This is a genomic window from Mycobacterium yunnanensis (assembly GCF_025823185.1).
Classification (GTDB): domain Bacteria; phylum Actinomycetota; class Actinomycetes; order Mycobacteriales; family Mycobacteriaceae; genus Mycobacterium; species Mycobacterium yunnanensis.
Genome location: NZ_JACKVK010000008.1, coordinates 568177 through 586019, shown reverse-complemented (window position 1 = coordinate 586019; position 17843 = coordinate 568177). Strand labels below are relative to the sequence as shown.

Annotated in this window: 18 protein-coding genes; 10 read left to right on the top strand and 8 right to left on the bottom strand. The window is 66.0% G+C overall.

The genetic code is table 11. From position 1 onward, the window contains the following. Positions 1 to 29: 29 nt before the first annotated feature. Positions 30 to 689 (top strand): GntR family transcriptional regulator, encoded by a 660-nt coding sequence (locus tag H7K45_RS12825; RefSeq protein ID WP_263996189.1) that lies wholly within the window; start codon positions 30 to 32, stop codon positions 687 to 689. On the opposite strand, the gene H7K45_RS12820 is transcribed toward H7K45_RS12825, so the two are convergent. Further along, complete coding sequence (locus tag H7K45_RS12820) at positions 670 to 1290, bottom strand: dihydrofolate reductase family protein (RefSeq protein ID WP_263996188.1); 621 nt, start codon at positions 1288 to 1290, stop codon at positions 670 to 672. The two genes, H7K45_RS12825 and H7K45_RS12820, sit on opposite strands and share 20 nt — an antisense overlap. 91 nt (positions 1291 to 1381) lie before the next feature. Between H7K45_RS12820 and H7K45_RS12815 the strand changes: the two genes are divergently transcribed. Together H7K45_RS12815 and H7K45_RS12810 are read left to right on the top strand one after the other, a co-directional pair. After that, entirely contained in the window at positions 1382 to 2377 is a 996-nt protein-coding gene (locus H7K45_RS12815; protein ID WP_263996187.1) for a hypothetical protein, read from the top strand. Positions 2378 to 2531: 154 nt separating this feature from the next. Further along, positions 2532 to 3500: a metallophosphoesterase gene (locus H7K45_RS12810; protein WP_263996186.1), complete on the top strand. Its 969-nt coding sequence runs from the start codon at positions 2532 to 2534 to the stop codon at positions 3498 to 3500. Between the two features lie 126 nt (positions 3501 to 3626). Here H7K45_RS12810 and H7K45_RS12805 read toward each other — a convergent pair whose 3' ends face one another. Continuing rightward, on the bottom strand, positions 3627 to 4016 hold the full coding sequence (locus H7K45_RS12805; RefSeq protein WP_263996185.1) for a hypothetical protein: 390 nt from the start codon (positions 4014 to 4016) through the stop codon (positions 3627 to 3629). Between the two features lie 194 nt (positions 4017 to 4210). On the opposite strand from H7K45_RS12805, the gene H7K45_RS12800 reads away from it, so the two are divergent. The 4 genes from H7K45_RS12800 to H7K45_RS12780 all read left to right on the top strand — a co-directional run bounded on the left by H7K45_RS12800 (position 4211) and on the right by H7K45_RS12780 (position 9374). After that, positions 4211 to 4726, top strand: a complete 516-nt coding sequence (locus H7K45_RS12800) for a 2Fe-2S iron-sulfur cluster-binding protein (protein WP_263996184.1) — start codon at positions 4211 to 4213, stop codon at positions 4724 to 4726. Next, positions 4723 to 5712, top strand: a complete 990-nt coding sequence (locus H7K45_RS12795; protein ID WP_263996183.1) for an FAD binding domain-containing protein — start codon at positions 4723 to 4725, stop codon at positions 5710 to 5712. The genes H7K45_RS12800 and H7K45_RS12795 overlap by 4 nt, the downstream gene beginning before the upstream one ends. Next, positions 5712 to 7805 carry a xanthine dehydrogenase family protein molybdopterin-binding subunit gene (locus tag H7K45_RS12790; RefSeq protein ID WP_263996182.1) on the top strand — a complete coding sequence of 698 codons (2094 nt, stop codon included), beginning with the start codon at positions 5712 to 5714 and terminating at the stop codon, positions 7803 to 7805. The genes H7K45_RS12795 and H7K45_RS12790 overlap by 1 nt, the downstream gene beginning before the upstream one ends. A gap of 1137 nt (positions 7806 to 8942) precedes the next feature. After that, positions 8943 to 9374 (top strand): hypothetical protein, encoded by a 432-nt coding sequence (locus H7K45_RS12780; protein ID WP_263996180.1) that lies wholly within the window; start codon positions 8943 to 8945, stop codon positions 9372 to 9374. A 61-nt stretch (positions 9375 to 9435) separates the two neighbouring features. On the opposite strand, the gene H7K45_RS12775 is transcribed toward H7K45_RS12780, so the two are convergent. After that, positions 9436 to 10230, bottom strand: coding sequence for a hypothetical protein (locus H7K45_RS12775; protein ID WP_263996179.1), 795 nt, complete (start codon positions 10228 to 10230; stop codon positions 9436 to 9438). 245 nt (positions 10231 to 10475) lie between these two features. Next, entirely contained in the window at positions 10476 to 11543 is a 1068-nt protein-coding gene (locus tag H7K45_RS12770; protein WP_263996178.1) for a hypothetical protein, read from the bottom strand. A 68-nt stretch (positions 11544 to 11611) separates the two neighbouring features. Between H7K45_RS12770 and H7K45_RS12765 the strand changes: the two genes are divergently transcribed. Beyond that, entirely contained in the window at positions 11612 to 12628 is a 1017-nt protein-coding gene (locus tag H7K45_RS12765) for a hypothetical protein (protein WP_263996177.1), read from the top strand. 136 nt (positions 12629 to 12764) lie between these two features. Here the strand turns inward: H7K45_RS12765 and H7K45_RS12760 are convergent, their stop codons facing one another. From H7K45_RS12760 to H7K45_RS12750, 3 genes are read right to left on the bottom strand one after another with little or no spacing between them, the layout of a single operon-like run. Beyond that, complete coding sequence (locus H7K45_RS12760) at positions 12765 to 13400, bottom strand: hypothetical protein (RefSeq protein ID WP_263996176.1); 636 nt, start codon at positions 13398 to 13400, stop codon at positions 12765 to 12767. Positions 13401 to 13433: 33 nt separating this feature from the next. Next, entirely contained in the window at positions 13434 to 15095 is a 1662-nt protein-coding gene (locus tag H7K45_RS12755) for an NERD domain-containing protein (protein ID WP_263996175.1), read from the bottom strand. Further along, positions 15092 to 16003 (bottom strand): EcsC family protein, encoded by a 912-nt coding sequence (locus H7K45_RS12750; RefSeq protein WP_263996174.1) that lies wholly within the window; start codon positions 16001 to 16003, stop codon positions 15092 to 15094. Before H7K45_RS12750 ends, H7K45_RS12755 begins: the two co-directional genes overlap by 4 nt. A gap of 425 nt (positions 16004 to 16428) precedes the next feature. Between H7K45_RS12750 and H7K45_RS12745 the strand changes: the two genes are divergently transcribed. Both H7K45_RS12745 and H7K45_RS12740 read left to right on the top strand, forming a co-directional pair. Next, complete coding sequence (locus H7K45_RS12745) at positions 16429 to 16674, top strand: hypothetical protein (RefSeq protein WP_263996173.1); 246 nt, start codon at positions 16429 to 16431, stop codon at positions 16672 to 16674. A 60-nt stretch (positions 16675 to 16734) separates the two neighbouring features. Beyond that, positions 16735 to 17397 (top strand): DUF6308 family protein, encoded by a 663-nt coding sequence (locus H7K45_RS12740; protein WP_263996172.1) that lies wholly within the window; start codon positions 16735 to 16737, stop codon positions 17395 to 17397. Here H7K45_RS12740 and H7K45_RS12735 read toward each other — a convergent pair. Then, positions 17394 to 17780, bottom strand: coding sequence for a VOC family protein (locus H7K45_RS12735; protein WP_263996170.1), 387 nt, complete (start codon positions 17778 to 17780; stop codon positions 17394 to 17396). The genes H7K45_RS12740 and H7K45_RS12735 overlap by 4 nt on opposite strands. Between the last annotated feature and the right edge of the window lie 63 nt (positions 17781 to 17843).

Below are 17843 nucleotides of genomic sequence, written 5' to 3'. Positions count from 1 at the left end.
GTAGTCTGCGAACATCGGAAGGAGTCGACATGGCCGTCGAGGTCTCTGAGGCGGGGGCGACTCCGTCGGCGCGCGACCGGGTCTACCAGTGGGTGCGCGACGAGATCATCAAGGGCACGCTGCCGGCTGGCCGGTTCCTCGACGAGGTGTGGGTCTCCGAACTGGTCGGCACGTCCCGGACGCCGGTGCGTGAGGCGTTCCACCGACTCAACTCCGAGAAGTTCATCGACCTGCTGCCGCGGCGGGGCGCGCAGGTACGCAGCGTGACCTCTCGCGAGCTCGAGGAGGTCTACGCCTCACGTCGGCTGATCGAAGGGCACGCGGCGCGCGAGCTGTGCCTCGCTTCCTTGGGCGCTCCGCCGACGTTGGACGAGCTGGCCGCCGGCATGGAAGAGGCTGGCCGCGAACAGGATTGGTTCACCGTGGCCCGGTTGGACCGGGCGTTCCACCGCGCCATCGTCGACGCCCACCACAACTCCGTGCTGACCGAGCTGTACGACGCGCTGCGCTCCCGCCAGCAGCGGGTGGCGGTCCGGGCATTGCAGATCCGGCCGCAACGGGTGCCCGAGATCGACCGCCAGCACCGCGCGATCGTCGACGCGCTGGCCCGCAACGACGTCGACGGCGTGGCGGTCCTGCTCGACGAACACCTGCGGCCGATCCCGGAGATCACCGCGGCGTTGGGATGACCCGGTAGCGCAGGTGCGCCACCCCGGGCGCCTCCAGTACGCGGACCAACTCCAGCTGGGGACTGCCCGCGTCGAAGCCGTCGAACAGGCGCTCCCCTGCTCCGAGGATCACGGGGCTGACTTGGAGGTCGATTTCGGTGACGACGCCGGCGCGAATCGCCTGCCGGGCGCACGACGCGCCGCCGGCGATGCTGATCGGCCGGTCGCCAGCCACCTCGACCGCCTGCGCGTACGCTGACTCGACGCCGTCGGTGACGAAGTGGAACGTCGTCCCCGTGAGCTCGATCGCGTCGTGCGCGTGGTGGGTCAGCACGAACACCGGGCAGTGATACGGCGGCTCGTCACCCCACCAGCCGGTCCAGTCGGAGTCACCCCATTCGCCGCGCACCGGACCGAACATGTTGCGGCCCATGATGGTTGCCCCCATGCCGTCCATCATCTCCGCCACCACCTGCCGGTTGACGGGATGCTCGCTCTCGGGCCCCATGTGCCACCCGTGCAGCAGCTGGCCGCCGACACCAAGCGGGTGCTCCGCGCTCTGGTCGGGACCGGCGACATAACCGTCGGCCGAGATCGACATCGAGAGATTGGTGCGCGGCATGTGTCCTCCGGTGGCGAGCGTAGATGCTGACGTGGTTCGGACTCGCGCGGTCGACGAAAGTCATCGTTGCTCGCGTGCCACCATCGAGGACATGGCCGAGGATTGGTTCACCCGTCTGACGGGCTTTCCCGAAGGCGACTACGACGAGACCCGGGATCTGTTGAGCGTCGAGGGCGACGAGCTGGTGTCGACTATCACCGGGGCGCGGCATAGCATCGGCACGTTGTCGCTGCCGACGCTTGCGCAGCTACGCGCCGACACGGATATTCCTGCACGCCAACGGTCCACGGTGCGGTGCGTCGTCGGCGAGGCGCGTTCGATGCACGCCGATCCCGATTTGGAGGGCGCCCTGTTCCAGGTGGCGTCGCAGTTCAACCTCCTGGAGATGACGACCCCGCACATCACGCCCGTGGACGGCGTGACGCGCTACGCCGACGATCACACCCAAGGGCCGGCCTGCGCGGTCGCGGCGGGCGCGGCCACGATCTACCGCAACTACTTCGCGCCGGTCGGCGACGAGCGCGGCCAGACCCGCGACCGCCAGATCGACGCGCTGGGGGGTGTGGGTGGGGCGCTGTCGGCCGCGGTGGACCGCCCGGTGTCGGAGCTGTGGACGATGCGCAACGGATACGCACTGTGCACGCGCGATGGACTGCGGGCGATCACCGACTTCCTCGCGCAGGCCACCGAGGAGGACCGCGACTCGTTGCGGTCTCGTCTGGCGATCGGGCTTCATCGCGACGTGCAGGTGACCGACGTGGCCGAGCCTCGTCTGGTGTCGCAGGCCTTCTGCTCGGCGCTACCGGTGGCCTACGGCGACGGCCGACCGGCGGAGTGGGAGGCCTTCGCCCGACTCGTGCTGGAGGCGGCCTACGAGGCGACGCTCGTGGCTGCCGTCGGGCAGCAGTCGGGCGTCGTGCTGCTGACGCGGCTGGGCGGCGGGGTGTTCGGCAACGCCGACGCGTGGATCGACGACGCGATCGTGCGGGCGATCGAGATCGTGGTCGACGCGGGGCTGGACATCCGATTGGTCAGTCACGGCCGTGTGCACCAGTCGTTCCGAGCAATCGAGGAGCGCTTCGCCTGAGCTGTCGCACCACTGCGCTACATTCATGGTGAGGGGTTGGCCACCTGGTTCTCCGGCGGATCGCCAATCCCGTTCGCGTCCAACGATTGCGATGGGCTGCAGATCGACTCGCTCCACGTGACGGAGCCGAAGGCCCCAACGGAAGGAGACGCCCATGCCCGCGTCCACCACTACGAGCGGTTACGACGTCATTGGTGATGTCCACGGCTGCGCCGCCGAGCTCGTCGCACTACTGAAGCGTCTGGACTATCGCGTGCAGGACGCGACCGGCGCCTACGCGCATCCGACCCGGCAGGCGATCTTCGTCGGCGACCTGGTCGACCGCGGGCCCGCCCAGCTGGAGGTCCTGCGGATCGTCAAGGGCATGGTCGACGCCGGCAGCGCGCAGATCGTCATGGGCAATCACGAGTTCAACGCCGTCGCCTACGACACCCCCGGCCCTGGCGGCGGGTATCTGCGACCGCACACCGAGAAGAACGCGGTCCAGCACCGGGCGTTCCTCGAGCAAGTGGAGGGCGACGTCCGCGCCGAGTACTTGGACTGGTTCGCGACCATGCCGCTGTGGATGGATCTTGGTGGCCTGCGGGTGGTGCACGCCTGCTGGCACGAGCCGTCGATGCGGGTGGTCGAGCAGGCGTGCGGGTCGAACCGCTTTACGTCCCGCGACCAGTTCGTCCGCGCGACCGCCGAGGGCGACCCGCTCTACGAGGCGGTTGAGGTGCTTTTGAAGGGACCGGAGATCGACCTGGTCGCGCTTGGGCAGCAGCCATACTTCGACAAGGACGGCAACGGTCGACGCCGCGCGCGGGTGGCGTGGTGGGACGACGACGCTACCACGCTGCGGAAGCTGGCCGTGATGGGCGAGAACTTCAAAACCGTTGACGACGAGCAGTATCCGTTGCTTCCGGAGATGGAAGTAGGCGAGCAGCTCTACGCCTACCGCGGGGACGTCCCGGTCTTCTACGGCCACTACTGGCGCGAGGGACACCCACAACGCGGGGTCGACTTCACCGCGCGCACGGCGTGCGTGGACTTCAGCGCGGTCAAGGGCGGCGCACTGGTCGCCTACCGGTGGAGCGGCGAGACCGAGATCCGTGAGGAGCATTACGTGGGTGTGGGGTGAGAGCCGGATCCGCCGTCACACCAGTCGAGGGGGTAGGGGCCCCGGGCGGGCAACCGCAGACGCCGCCCAGGGCCCGCCCGGAACAGTCCCGCGTCACGCCATCAGGCGTGTCTCCCGGTGGTGCGCTTAACCGGGATTCGCCCGCACGTCCATGAGGGCGCGTATACGTTCTCCGGTTACGAGCTTGCGCTGCAGCGAACGGAGGGCGGGCAGCGCCACCGAGTCAGGCATGTTAGTGCCGAATTCGCTTGCCGCGCCTAGGATATCGCTCGCCCAGCAGATCTCAGTGAGCACCAAAGCACGCGCCCAGTCCAGGTCGGACAGCGGCGCCTGATTTTTGATCGCGACGCGTAGACGTTCTGTTAGCTGATAAAAGGCGTCAGTGGAAACTGCGCCCACAAGCGGGGCCAGCGCAGGAGCGCCCGCGGCCGGCCCACCAAATTCCGTCAGCCCTGCGAGCAGCAGCCGGCGTTCAATGTCGGTGAGATCGACATGCACGAGTTCACCGGGGTCCACTAGTCAATCTTAATTGCCGGATCCGGCACGACCAGTGCGTCAGATCTGAACCGGCCGGATGGCAGACGCGGCAGTTCGTCCTGAGACGCGGGTTCGGTGCTGCTGTAGCTGAAAAGGGACGTACGAAATTTCCAAGCGTGCAGCTGCAGCTAGTGACTTGGTTTCACCCCCATTACCCCGGGTAAGCCCCGTCGATGAAGTCAGCCCACTTCACCGACGTGTCCCTGCGCGTGGACGGTACGGACCACACCGTGCACGTCGACAACCGCCTCACCCTGCTCGATCTGCTGCGCGAGCACCTCGGCGTCACCGCGCCGAAGAAGGGGTGCGACCACGGCCAGTGCGGGTCGTGCACCGTGCTGCTCGACGGCCGACGCGCCACCACCTGCCTGGCGCTCGCCGTCGCCCACGACGGTGCCGAGGTGCAGACGGCGGCCGGCCTCGGCGAGCCCGACAACTTGCACCCCGTCGCGCAGGCCTTTCTCGAGCACGACGGCTTTCAATGCGGGTACTGCACCCCCGGCCAGATCTGCTCGGCGGTCGGCATGCTCGACGAGGTCAAGTCCGGCGCCCCCAGTCACGTCACCGACGACCTCGAGGGCACTCCTGACCTCACCGACGCCGAAGTCCGAGAACGCATGAGCGGCAACCTCTGTCGGTGTGCCGCCTACCCCAACATCGTCGACGCCATCCAGAAGGCCGCCCGATGATCCCCTTCGAGTACCACCGCGCCAGCAGCGTGCAAGATGCCCTCACCGCCGTCGCCGACCGGCCCGACGCCGTCTTCCTCGCCGGCGGCACCAACCTCGTCGACCACATGAAGCTCGGCGTCGTCGCACCCGGCCTGCTCGTCGACGTCGGTCACCTTCCGCTCACCGACGTCGAACGCCTTCCCGACGGCTCCCTGCGCATCGGCGCCGACGTCCGCAACAGCGACCTCGCCGCCCACCCGATCGTCCGCAGCCACTACCCCGTCCTTGCCCGCGCGCTGCTGTCGGCGGCCTCCGGCCAGCTGCGCAACCTCGCCACCACCGCTGGCAACCTGCTGCAGCGCACCCGCTGCGTCTACTTCCAGGACGTCACCACGCCCTGCAACAAACGCACGCCCGGCAGCGGCTGCTCGGCCATCGGCGGCTACACCCGCTACCACGCCATCCTCGGCGCCTCCGAACAGTGCATCGCCACGCACCCGTCGGACATGGCGGTCGCCATGGCCGCCCTGGACGCCGTAGTCGTCTACCTCGACGCCGACGGGGAACATCGCTTGCCGCTCAGCGAGTTTCACCGTCTCCCCGACGACCGGCCCGACCTCGACACCACCTTGCCCCGCGGTGCGCTCATCACCGCCGTCGAGATCCCGCCCGCTCCCGATGGTGCGCGGTCGACCTACCGCAAGGTCCGCGACCGCGCCTCGTACGCCTTCGCTCTCACCTCCGTCGCCGCCGAGCTGGTGATCGACGACGGCACCGTCGCGGGCGCGCGCATCGCCTTGGGCGGCGTCGCCCACAAACCTTGGCGCGCCACCCGTGCCGAACGGGACCTGCTCGGCCAACCCGCCACCGACGACAACTTCCGCGCGGCCGCCGACGCCGAACTCGCGCAGGCAGAACCGCAGCAGGGCAACGAGTTCAAGGTCGAGCTGACCGCGCGCACCATCGTTGCCACCCTCACCACTCTCGCGGAAGGACGGCAATGATGACCGCCGTACAGCCTCGGGCCATGGGCACCCGACTCACCCGACTGGACGGTCCCGCCAAGGTGACCGGCAGCGCGTCCTACGCCTACGAATACCCGGTCGACGCCCCGCTGTACCTGCACGCGGTGCAGGCCACCGTCGCCAAGGGGCGTGTCACCGCCATGGACACCGCTGCGGCCGAAGCACTCGAGGGCGTCGAGGCCGTGCTCACCGCCTTCGACGCGCCCACGCTGGCCGACACCTCCGACGGTGACCTCACCATCCTGCAGGACGACCAGGTGCACTACCGCGGCCAGATCATCGGCGGAGTCGTCGCCGACAGCGCCGAAACCGCCCGGCACGCAGCAGGTCTCGTTGTCGTCACCTACGAGGAAGCCGACCACGACACCGAGATCCGCGTCGACCATCCCGGACTCTACGCACCCGAGCAGGTCAACCCGTCGTTTCCCACCGACACCTCCGAGGGCGACGCGGACGCGGCGATGCGCGACGCACCGGTCGTCGTCGACCAGACGTACACGACGCCCCAGGAGACGAACAATCCGATGGAGCCGCACGCCACCATCGCGACCTGGGATCCCGACGGCCCGATGCTGACGCTGTACGACTCCACCCAGGGCGTGCACGTCGTCCGCAAGCAGATCGCCACGATGTTCGGTCTCGAGCTGGAGCAGGTCCGCGTCGTCGCCAAGAACGTCGGCGGCGGCTTCGGCTCCAAGGGTGCACCGCATTCGCACAACACCCTGGTCGTCATGGCCGCGCAACGAACCGGCGGCCGTCCGGTGAAGTTTGCCCTCACTCGTCAGCAGATGTTTCACGTCGTGGGGTACCGGACGCCGACCATCCAGCACATCCGGCTCGGTGCGCAGCCCGACGGGACCATCGTCGCGTTGACCCACGACGTCGTCGAACAGACCGCCACCGTCAAGGAATTCGCCGAGCAGACTGCCGTCTCGTCCCGAATGCTCTACGCCGGTGAGCACCGACGGACTAGTCACCGGCTCGCGAAACTTGACGTGCCCGTGCCGTTCTGGATGCGCGCCCCCGGCGAATGCCCCGGCACCTACGCCCTCGAGGTCGCGATGGACGAGTTGGCCGTCGCGTGCGACGTCGACCCCGTCGAGCTGCGCATCCGCAACGATCCCGAGGTCGACCCGGAGACCGGCCACCCGTGGTCGGATCGTCGGCTGGTCGAGTGCCTACGCACCGGTGCGGAACGGTTCGGTTGGGAGTCAAGGGATCCCACGCCGAGGTCTCGGGTCGACGGGGAGTGGCTGGTTGGCACCGGTGTGGCCTCGGCGGTGTACCCGGCGATGATCCAGCCCGGCAACAGCGCACGCATCGAGTGCATCGCACCGGGCCGCTACGCAGTGCAGATCGGCGCCGCCGACATCGGCACCGGAACGTGGACGGCACTCACGCAGGTGGCCGCCGACATCCTCGGCGTCGAGGTCGACGCGGTCGACCTGCAGATCGGTGACACCGACCTGCCGGTGGCGTCGGTGGAGGGCGGCTCGTCGGGCATCAGTTCGTGGGGTCGCGCGATTTACGCTGCCGCGCAGCGATTCCGGGAAGATCACGGCGACGATCCGGACGTCGGCGCCGCGACCACCGCCGACGCCCCGGACAACGAGGAGGCGGAGAACCACGCGATGTACTCGTTCGGCGCGCACTTCGTCGAAGCGCGGGTGAACCGCTACACCGGCGAGATTCGGCTGTCCCGGATGCTCGGTGTGTTCTCGGTCGGTCGGGTGGTCAACCCGATGACACTGCGCTCACAGCTCATCGGCGGCATGACGATGGGGTTGTCGATGGCGCTGCACGAGGAGAGCGTGCGCGACCACCGTTTTGGTCACGTCGTCACCCAGGACCTGGCGACCTATCACTTCGCCAGCCACGCCGACATTCCCGAGATCGACGCCATCTGGCTCGACAGCGTCGACCCGTACTCGAATCCGATGGGTTCGCGCGGGGGTGGGGAGATCGGCATCGTGGGCTCGGCGGCGGCGGTGGTCAACGCCATTCACCACGCCACCGGCATCCGGGTGCGCGACCTGCCCGTGCAGTGTGACGCCCTGCTGGGCGGGCTCTGACGCCGTCACCGCTGGAAACGAAACAGCCGCCCCGCGAGTTGCGAGGCGGCTGTTTCGGTGGTGGGTCTGTTTACAGCGGGATCCAGATTCCGAAGAAATAGAAGCCCCATGCGTTGAAGTTGGGCTCCCAGATCGGGGTTTCGTTGAAGCCCCAGTAGTTGATGGGCCCGTAGTTCCAGTAACCGCCTGGGGGCGGCAGCGGCCGATCCCAACCGACGCGCGGCGGCGCTCCCCAACCCCATGGTGCCGGTCCGCCGCCCCAGGGGGCGTCGCGCCATCCACCGAACGCGTCCGGGGGTCGTGGTCCCCAGTCGTGACCGTCCGGCCCGCGGTTGTCTCCGGGGCCACCCGGGCCACGGAAGTCGCCTGGACCACCGGGACCGCCAGGTCCGCCCGGTCCACCAGGACCGCGGTCGTCGCCCGGACCACCCGGCCCGCGGAAGTCACCTGGACCACCTCCGGGGCCGCCCGGGCCTCGACCGTTGCCGGGACCGCCGGGTCCACGGAAATCGCCGGGTCCCCCTGGCCCTCCCGGACCGCCAGGCCCACGTTGTCCACCGGGACCACCTGGTCCTCCTGGACCGGGCCCTCCCGCACAGAACGGCGGCTGGCAACCTCCACCGCCACCGCCTGGAGCCGCGAAAGCGACTCCTGAACTGCCTGAGATAAGGGCCAGCCCGATGCCGCCCGCAAAGGTAACCCCTGCGACGGCTCTCTTGAGGTTCATCGTCTTTGCTCCTTAGTCCGGAGTTGTTACTCCGAGTCGCCCCGACCCCTGAACACTACATAGCCAATCTATGATTTATTCCAGCGTGAGCTGTGACTCGGCCTCAAGCCTGTGCCGAATGCTCGGCTCCGCCTGCCCGGGCGGTGGCCACACACGGGTCCGACATGGCGAGGATGGCGCAGGCAAGGACGGCGGCGATCCGGGAACTGAGCATGGGACTGACTCCTTTGGGTTGGTGATGGGGTCAACGCACGACGGGCGCTTCTGCGTCACTACCCGCGGTCGCGGACCCGGGTGGCCGACGACCGACCGTGAAGCGGATTGGCACCGCGTGCGTTCTGCCACCCGTGTACGTCGTGGGCCGACACCACCTACACGCCCACACAAGAACCGACGAAAGGCCGACACCCATGCCCGTGATCCGATTCCGTCTCGACTCCGTACTCGAACCTGCCGCCGTATTGGCGGTTCTCACCGACTTCAGTGCTCGCCGACCAAAGACCTGGCCGAGCATCGACGAGAAGCACTTCGAAGTGCATGGGTTCGGAGACGATTGGGCAGAGGTCACCGAGGGCACCGAATCCGCCTGGGAACGAGCGCGTTACGACTGGAACGCCGAGGCCGGCCGGGTCACGGTGACCACCCGCGACTCGAAGGTGTTCGGCCCGGGTGGTGGCTGGCTGTTCACACTGACACCCGCGGAGTCCGGCGGTACTCGCATCGACGTCGAGCTGTCCCGTCACCCCGTGGGCGTCAAACGGAAGGTGTTGGCGGCACTGCTCAAAGTGGCCGCCCCGACCGTGCTGCGCAAATCCTTCGCGGGTCCGCTCGGCGCACGATGAGGTCGTGACGGGCAACACCGCCGCTGCACTCGTCGCGACGATTCCGAGCACTCTCGGCGCGTCACCACGTGGTCGAACAGATGAGGCATGACCACTTGTCGGACATCGGACAACACCCACCGGCCTCCTCCCAGGGCGGGATGTTCTCGTGGTCCGACGGCATGCCGTAGAAGATCTCGCGTGCCCGGCGCCCTAGGCACTGGGGGCAGCTCGGATTAAGCGAGAACTTGTAGTCGACGAACGTCTCATGGCCTTCGTCGGCCATGCGGTCGCGACAATGCCGGCACATCACGGCTGGCCAATCGGGGTAGCCGAGCCAGCGCGACGTTCGCTGCATTTGCGCGTCGACCGTGTGGACGAACAGCTGGTCGCGGGCATCTGGACGGGTCAGATCGATCTCTTGGTTGCAGCCGTCGCACCGCCCGTCGAACCGCAGGAGCGTCCGGACTTTGGAGACGTCGTCGTGGCCCAAGCGCAGACCCGGATCCCAGTCATAGCGGTGCTGGTAGAGCGCGTCCTCGACGGTGTCGGCGTCGTCGCCGTCGAAACGGCCGGGGCGCAATTCGAAACCGAGCTCACTCGAGAGCGTGTAGGAGTCCACCACGGTGGCGCCGTTCGGCGGCGGAGAAAAACTCGCCTGGCGCAGTTCGCGGGGACCGTCTACGTGCGAGACTTCGGCCAGGATCGACGGCGGATCGGTGTTCAAGACGAACGCGACGGTGTCGCTCTGCTGGCCCTCGTCCGCCCCGCCGCGCCACGGCCGGTAGGGCGATCGTGGCTCCAGAAGTGTGATGACGGCGTCCTTCCAGCCGATCGATTCGAGGACGTGCAGACGGTGGTGGGACGGTTGCTCCATGGCTCAATTTTGCCAGCAGGGTATGACAATTCGTGTTCGCTACCATTAGCCGTCGGCCCGTCGGAGCATCGGCGAACCCCGCCGACTACCGGGCGTTTCTCAGCAGATCGCCGGGCTCCCGGGCGCCGGCACTGCCGGTTCGATTCGACTCGCTAGAAGGTCACTCGGTCGCTTGCCTTCGACACGCACCCAGAGGACAACCCCCGCCACGCTTCCACCAGCGAGGCTTGCCTGCAGCCAAGTGCTCACGACGCTCGATCTGGGCGGGTAAGCCACGGTGGCTGCTCGACGTCGTCGTCCTCGAGGCCGCGGGCCGCATCGTCCAGCAGAAGTCTCTTGTAGGTGAGGCTCATCCGATCGATCGTCGCGACAGCGTCGTCGGTAAGATCTTCACCAACCTCGCTGTGCGCGTGTGCGAATGGCACGAAGGCTCGTAATAAGGCCGGAGCGTCCACCGCCACTTCGAGTGGGACCTGACCGTCGTAGCGAGGATCGTCCAGTGCATGTGCAATGCGGGTGACGCTCCACCGGGCGGCGTCACCGCTGCCCGTGTCGCACAGTTCGACCAGAAGGTCCCGGTACGCGGCGTCCCGGAACGGTGCGCCCGCCGAACAGGTGAAGAAACCGTCGATCAACCCCAACGCGTCCAGCAGGTCGAATCGACCAGGCGCTCCGATCGACCCGCCATCGGGCATAAGCGCGATCAGCCAGCTGATCAGCGGACGGCATTGCCGCCACGATTCGTCTCGAGGCAGGGCCTCGGACATCGTCAGGCCCCGGGCGATCCAGGCGCGCGCGTCGGACAGACTCTCGTCGATGGGGTTGGCAACGGTCTCGATGTGGAGGCTTGGATTCGCGATCACCTCATCGATCGAATTCCGTTGCACCGCAATCCTCGTCGCAGCCGACAGCACATTGTGGTCGAGATAGATGGAGACGGTCAACTCGGATCCGTCGATGAATCTCACGCCGATGGCCCATTCGTCACCATCGCTCAAGACCTGACGCTGTCGAACCGCGCGATACGCCTGAGCGGATGACGGTTCGACGAGCCACTTCGGCAGGCGATCGCTTCGGGAGGTCACTTCCTGGCGGCACCGGCCTCGTACATCGTCATCGTCGACGAGTAACTCGGCGAGCGCGGCCAGCAGGACGGTGGTCTCAGCGCAGCGCCGGCCCACGAGTCCCGTCACGAGGTTCATCAGCGGAGATCGCTCCCCGGCCTCGCGCGTCTCTCGCCAGCGTCGATCGGGCGTCGTCATCCCGATGACGTAGGAGGTGAACGACAACAGGCGCACCGGATGCTTCGCCATGCACCGCCGGACCGCCTGGTCCAGCACGTTGTCCTCGCGCTCTCCGCTCTGCCGTTGGGCCGTCCGGCGTGCATGTCGTCGTTCTCGTTTGGCGCTGCGGCGCCTACGTGCGCCATTCATGTAGCGGAGGTTACGAAGGGCGGGTGACAAATCGAGGAAACGGTGTCGGCGGCTGCGGCTACTGTCGAAGGACGGGAGGAGGGGGCACCATGGCCGAGATTTCAGGCGCCGGGGCGGAACGCGCAATCAGTCCGAAGGATGTCTTCCAGAGGTCGAACATGCCCTCCCGATGGGAACGGATCGCGGGTGTGGCGCCCAAGATCGACGCTGACCGCAAGTTCCTCGCCTACGTGGCCGCCCGCTATCAGGGCGAAGAACGGCTGCCGCACCCCAGCGACGTGACCCCGCCGGCGGCGCTCTTCGTCAGAAGGATCGCCATGGTCGTTGCTCCGGGATCCGTGTTGATCGTTGCCCTCGGCCTGGCTGAGCACCCTGCGGTGGCCGTCGTGGGCGGGGCGCTTCTGACGTGCGCCATGCTGGTGCTTGTGGTGGTCGCGGCGTGGGCCAGTCAGTCCATCCGGCGGTACCGGGACCTCCACGCCCGCGCGATGCAGGCCGAATCCCGTTTGCAGTCCGAACGATTGAGCACGGCGGACGCCGACACGCTGAACGAGATGATTCAATGCGACGAAGGCACACTGGCCTACTGCGCGGCGAAGATCGCATCGGAGATCGACCGCGATCCTGGGTGGGAAGAGCACTCGGTGGGATTCCTGCAGATCGACCTGTGGGATGAACTCGCCGACGTCGGCGCGAGTGCACGCCGCATCGCGCAGGACCGAAAAGCGACCGAGCAACTCGAACGTGGACGGCTTCGCGACGACACCGAGGTCCGCGCGGTGATCACCGAGGACAAGGAACACCGTCGGGCCGCGCTCGCCACCCTTGCCGCTCGCGTTCACGACTTCGCCGACTACCGTGACCGCGTCCAGAGGATCTCGGCACGGGAGGTGCGCGACCGCACCTCGCTCGATCGGGCGACTCGCTTGGCGTCCGACGAGCAGGCGAGGAATCGACTGACGTGAGGGCAGCCGTAATCAGGGTTGCACGGGTCCACACATCATCGTGGCCACCAACGTCTCCGGGCCTGCCGCTAGCAGACTCTCGTCAAAGGTGTATTGCAAAATCCGACTCAAACTAGCGCGGTGGACCGATGCCCCATCACCGACCGAATATGCCCAAGATCTTCTGCAATAGATTCCGGTCGTCAGGTCTGTGCGATTCGCGCGCAACCCGTCCTGTATTTGGGCCGGCCGTTCCATCAAGATCGACAACTGCATCTCGCCAGTGCCGACCCATCTGACCATCGAAATCGCAGGCGTCGTTGCATTCACGGATTCTGAGGAATACAGCGCCATCTTGTGCGTCGAAGAACACGCCATCCCGTGCGTAAAACCGACCTCCTCTACCGTCCCGCCGCCATTCATTGAATAAGGCTGCGGCCTCATCTAGCAACGGCGAGAGACCGGTCACGTCGTTTCGACGCCCAGACGGCAGCGACCAACCGTCCGTGTCGGCGGTGAACACCTCACCAGAGGGCGAAAACCCGAATTGGGCTGCGCCCGAAGTTCGTGCAAGGGTCATGACAATCAGCATTTCAATCGGATGCGCTTCGCGAGTGAAGACGATGGGCGCCTGTAAACTCTGGTGTGGACGCTTGTAGTGCCGTGACCGTGTGCGGGGAGGCAAAGCCTTCCCAGATCGCTTGAGCCGCAGGGACAACTCATTCGCGACACCAATTATCAGACCTGCGTCTGATGTTTCATCTGCTACCCGCATTTGGATTTCATCGCGCAAACGAGCTCCTCCTGTCTAGACCTGTCTGCTGAATCACAAGCATCCCAGCCGCCTAGCAAGGTCGGGCCCGCCGACCTCGCGGATGAAGTCGGGATTCCCGCAGACGACGAGTTGCTCACGGGCTCGGGACAATCCCACGTAGAGCCGCTCGCGCGAGCGCTCGAACTTGCCCTCCTCGTTGACCACGACGACGACGGCACTGCGTTCGAGTCCCTTGAAACCCAGAACGTGTCCGTAGAAGACCTGGCCGGTGTCCCAGAATGTGTCCCAGTAGGCCTTGTGGCCGTCTCGCTGCCGTTCTGCCTGCTCGGGATGACGACTGCCGGTGGTCAGCAGTGCGATGTCCTCCGGTCGCCACCCTTGGTCGAGCAGCACATCGACCTGATCGTCGCCGACACCCATCGCCTCGTCCCGAGCACACGGCACGAACGTGACCGCAGGCCCCTCGCCACCGAGGAACTTCATCGGGCTGTCCACCAGCGGCTGGAAGGCGTTCGCGATCTGGCGCGTGTTGCGCAGATTGTGGTCGAGGATCAGCGGGACCAGTGGCACCGGCGGCGACCCGAACCGGTTGAAGACGCGTTGACCTTCGTCGCTGAAGACGTAGATGCCGCCCTCGACAGGGTCCTTGAGGGCAGCCAGCAGCGGGTCCCACCATGCGTCGGCGAAGTCTTGGGCCTCGTCGACGACGACGGCGTCGAAGCGGTGGCCGGGCTCGAGTTCGGCTGCGAGAGCGGCCATTTGCAGCGGCAGGTCGTGTTCCCAGAATTGCACCGTCTGGTCGTTGCGAAGTGCCTCGTCCGGGCCGACGGATGCGCCCCACTGTTTGCCCAGGTCGTGGAACTCGCCGACGTAGGCGGGCTGCTGGCGGCGCGGCCAGGTGGCGGCGATGCGTTCCAGGTAGGAGGCCAGGCCGTGCGAGTAGCAGACCAACGCCACCCGCTGCCCCTGCTGCGCCAAGCGGCGGGCCTGCTCCATGGCGAGGAACGTCTTGCCGCTACCGGCGCCGCCGCGGACCTCCACACGGTGGAGCAGACGGATGGCGTCGAGGATGACTGCCTGGTGCTCGGTCAGCGCGTCGGCGGCATCCGCATTGGCAAGAGCCCTCGCGACGACGTCGCGCTGTGGCAGCCCCCTGCCGCTCAGAGCCGTCGCGAGTTGGCGTACACCGTGGTCACTGAGCAGCGGCCGGTCGAGTTCCTGGCGGACGAGTATCTCCCGCAGCTTGTCGACGAGCGTGGGAAGGTCGTTGCGATCGATGATCTTCCAGCGCGGACACTCGGGGAGGTCGAAGTCGGCGAGCACTTCGGTGTTGGGTAGGACGACGACGTGATCCCAGCGCAGTCGGCCTTGCGTCCAGCGCGGGTCCTTCTCGACGAAGTCCCTTAGCGCGTAACAGGCTTCGCGTGCTTGGCGGACGGGCTCGATTTCCTTGTCTGTGCCGTTCTTGCCGCCCCGCTTCTGCCACCAACCCGTGCCGTCGTGCCAGACCTCGCCGCCCTTGACCTCGAGGCAGACGATGCCCGCGCCCTCGATCGCGACGACGAAGTCGACCTCGTGATCTTTGAGGTGGTCGGTGACGCGCTGGCCGGGGACGAGCAGGTCGTCAGGCTCGAGTTGCTCGACGAGTGCCTGCCAGACCTTGCGTTCGGCGCCATTGGCGAGACGCGGTGTTTCGGTGACGGTGACTTTCACTGGCTCGGCTGGCGGTCGACGTCACTTTCTTCCGATGCAATCTCGGCATCGAGGATCTCGTCTACCAACGGAATGTCAATGACCTCTGCGTCGATGGTGCTGGGCGCCCACGACTTTGGATCGAGTCCGTACTTCTCGGTAAGGAATCGCAACTGATAGGCGTCTTGTGCTCGTTTGAAGGTGTTCTGCGCCAGGCGCGCATTGAGACCGCCATTTACTAGTACACCCGCGACCGGCACAATCTGCGCCAGTTTCTTCTTCGTCAGATTGAACCCGAGTGATGTGACAACCGTCTGAATCACGTTGACCATTTGGTGCCGTTGTAGTTGTTTCCACGTCGCCTGGCGCATCATTTCCTGGGTCAGGCGGGAGAGCGCAGCCAGCGACGCGGCCTTCTCAGCAGCGCTGCTTGCCGATGAGTAGCTCAGAACGCCCGAGGCGAAGATCTGCTCCTCCGGCTCGCGGACGTCGTATCCGTAATGAGCTGCAACCAACGCCACAATGCGGCCCATCCCCACCATGACCGAGGTGATGTCAACGACGACCGCACCCAGCGCAACGCCGAGTGTCGTCCCGCCACTTACGGTCGACGCTACGGTGGCACCGGTGACGGCGAGAGACGTTGCGGCGCCCTGCCCCGCCGCCATTGCGACGTACTTCTCCTTGCGTCGGGGCACCGACCGATCGCAAATCCTCAGATCAAGTTGCCGAACCTGACCGTAGGAGGTGACGCTCACACCCTCGTCAGCGAACGTCTTGAAAATCGCGCCAGGATTGACCGAGTTCAGACCTCGTTCAACAAATGCACCGTGCAGACCCGAAAGCGCCTCTTGCATCGTCGCATCGAGCGCCAACACGGCACGCTCGGCGCCGGGTACGTGCTCAGCGATGCCGTCCTTCGCCTTCACGGCGACATCCTTGACCTGAGTGCGAGCTGACTGCGTCCATCGTCCTAAGCGATTCGCCTCAGCGGGTTTCCCCGCCGCCTCGGCGACAAGTCTCCCCCATACCTTTCGCTCGTAGTCGGACATTCCCGCGTGAGAGCTTGCAGCCATTATCAGGACGTTACCCAGGGATACCGACATCTGCGTGCGACTTGACAGTGATCGATCTTGAATCGCTTGAGGGACTTCCGCATCCGCGCCTTTCATCGCGTCATCAGTGATCTCATATTGCTGCAGGTCGGATCAGGTTGTCGCGGCTTGAGCAGACTCCTCTGCGTGGCCGCTGAGCTTTGTGGCGGCTTTTGTCGGTGCCTGTTCTTACGCTGCCGCCATGCGTCGGAGAAGTGGAACGCCTCCCAATGAACTTGCGACGTCCATTGGGGTGCCGGGTGACTAACGAAGCGCTCTTCTTAGCGGCGCGGCGTTTGACGTCAGCCTTCTGCTCCGGGCATGGGGACACCTTTATCGAGGTTGTTGAAAAGATCGACGATGTCGATGGCTGGAAGGCGGTGGCCATTGCGTTGACCGGCGACGTCACGTCGCTCGCGCTGCAGGTTCATGGCGAACAGGCCCAGGATTGGTTGGATGGCAGGATTGCGGCGCAACTCGATCGGAGCGCAGCGCCTCATGATTAACCGCAGTAGGTGTCGCGGCGTCGCGTCCGTTCGCGTGCGATTCAGCGAGGGAGCAGCATCATGAAGTCAGATCAGACCGACACCCACTGGCGTGCGCGCTGGCCTAAGGTGATCGTCGAGCAACGGTCGGACGAGGCCGTCGATCTGATCCAGCGATACTTCGCCTTCGACGCGGAGGGCAAGCCCAACTACACGGGCGCCCAGTTCGAACGAATCGCGGGCTTGAACAATGACCCGAACGCATTCGGGCCGGCCGACTTCGTCGCGGTCTCGATGTTGAGCGTCACCGTGCCCGCCGATTCCGCAATCCGATTGCTTGGCCGTGACGCAGCCAGAGCCACCAGCATGCTGAGGCAGATCCCCGTCGACCTCGACATCCTCGATGCCGATGACGACGTTCTCACTTCGAGTTCGGCCGCAGGACAACTCTGGTCGCTGCTCCGAGATCCCCGAGACGGTCTCGGTAGGACGAAGACCAGCAAGCTCCTCGCGGTCAAACGACCCAGACTGATCCCCATCTGGGATCAATTCGTCGAACAAGCAACCGGTGTTGGTACGCAGAACCATTGGCGAAACTTTCGGTCCGTCTTGACGGCAGATGACCGCGCCGTCTGGACATGGCTCGCCGGGCTACGTTCTCAGGTTCCAGACCTGCCTCCGTCCGTGTCGCATCTCCGGCTTTTGGACGTCCTTTTGTGGATGTCCGTTAGCACTGTGCGCTAGGCGTCGCACGTCATGCGCCCCGCGGTCGCCTGATCTTGTGACGTCGTCATCCTGACCTCCGTGAGATGTACGCGATTGTCATCGGGGTCGCGAGTCCGAAGAAAGTTTGGCCACGGTCGCTCATGCGACATTTCGAGCGCATCCAGCCGAGCAGCAGCCTCCTCGATCGCGAAGACTCGAAGACCGAGCTGGATCCTAGTGACGTGCCCGCCCGAAGCGGGCCAGAGTTGAAGCACCGTTGTGTCGATGCCTCCCTCGAAATGATGCGGCTGCCCGGGTTCATCGACAGCGTAGAGCTGCATACCGATCGCACTGTAGAACGCGGCGGAGGCGTCGACGTCGGAGACCAACAACGTGATCTGCAGAAGGCTATGGACGGTCATGGCGGGAATGGTCGCATCGTCTACCGACAACAGATCGCGATGAGTCCTGGTCTCAGCTTGCGT

Coding starts and splice junctions, on each gene's coding strand:
- H7K45_RS12775 (WP_263996179.1), bottom strand. CDS start 10,230: ATGGAGCAACCGTCCCACCACCGTCTGCACGTCCTCGAATCGATCGGC.
- H7K45_RS12795 (WP_263996183.1), top strand. CDS start 4,723: ATGATCCCCTTCGAGTACCACCGCGCCAGCAGCGTGCAAGATGCCCTC.
- H7K45_RS12820 (WP_263996188.1), bottom strand. CDS start 1,290: ATGCCGCGCACCAATCTCTCGATGTCGATCTCGGCCGACGGTTATGTC.
- H7K45_RS12800 (WP_263996184.1), top strand. CDS start 4,211: ATGAAGTCAGCCCACTTCACCGACGTGTCCCTGCGCGTGGACGGTACG.
- H7K45_RS12810 (WP_263996186.1), top strand. CDS start 2,532: ATGCCCGCGTCCACCACTACGAGCGGTTACGACGTCATTGGTGATGTC.
- H7K45_RS12815 (WP_263996187.1), top strand. CDS start 1,382: ATGGCCGAGGATTGGTTCACCCGTCTGACGGGCTTTCCCGAAGGCGAC.
- H7K45_RS12770 (WP_263996178.1), bottom strand. CDS start 11,543: ATGGCGAAGCATCCGGTGCGCCTGTTGTCGTTCACCTCCTACGTCATC.
- H7K45_RS12740 (WP_263996172.1), top strand. CDS start 16,735: ATGAAGTCAGATCAGACCGACACCCACTGGCGTGCGCGCTGGCCTAAG.
- H7K45_RS12825 (WP_263996189.1), top strand. CDS start 30: ATGGCCGTCGAGGTCTCTGAGGCGGGGGCGACTCCGTCGGCGCGCGAC.
- H7K45_RS12735 (WP_263996170.1), bottom strand. CDS start 17,780: ATGACCGTCCATAGCCTTCTGCAGATCACGTTGTTGGTCTCCGACGTC.
- H7K45_RS12790 (WP_263996182.1), top strand. CDS start 5,712: ATGACCGCCGTACAGCCTCGGGCCATGGGCACCCGACTCACCCGACTG.
- H7K45_RS12780 (WP_263996180.1), top strand. CDS start 8,943: ATGCCCGTGATCCGATTCCGTCTCGACTCCGTACTCGAACCTGCCGCC.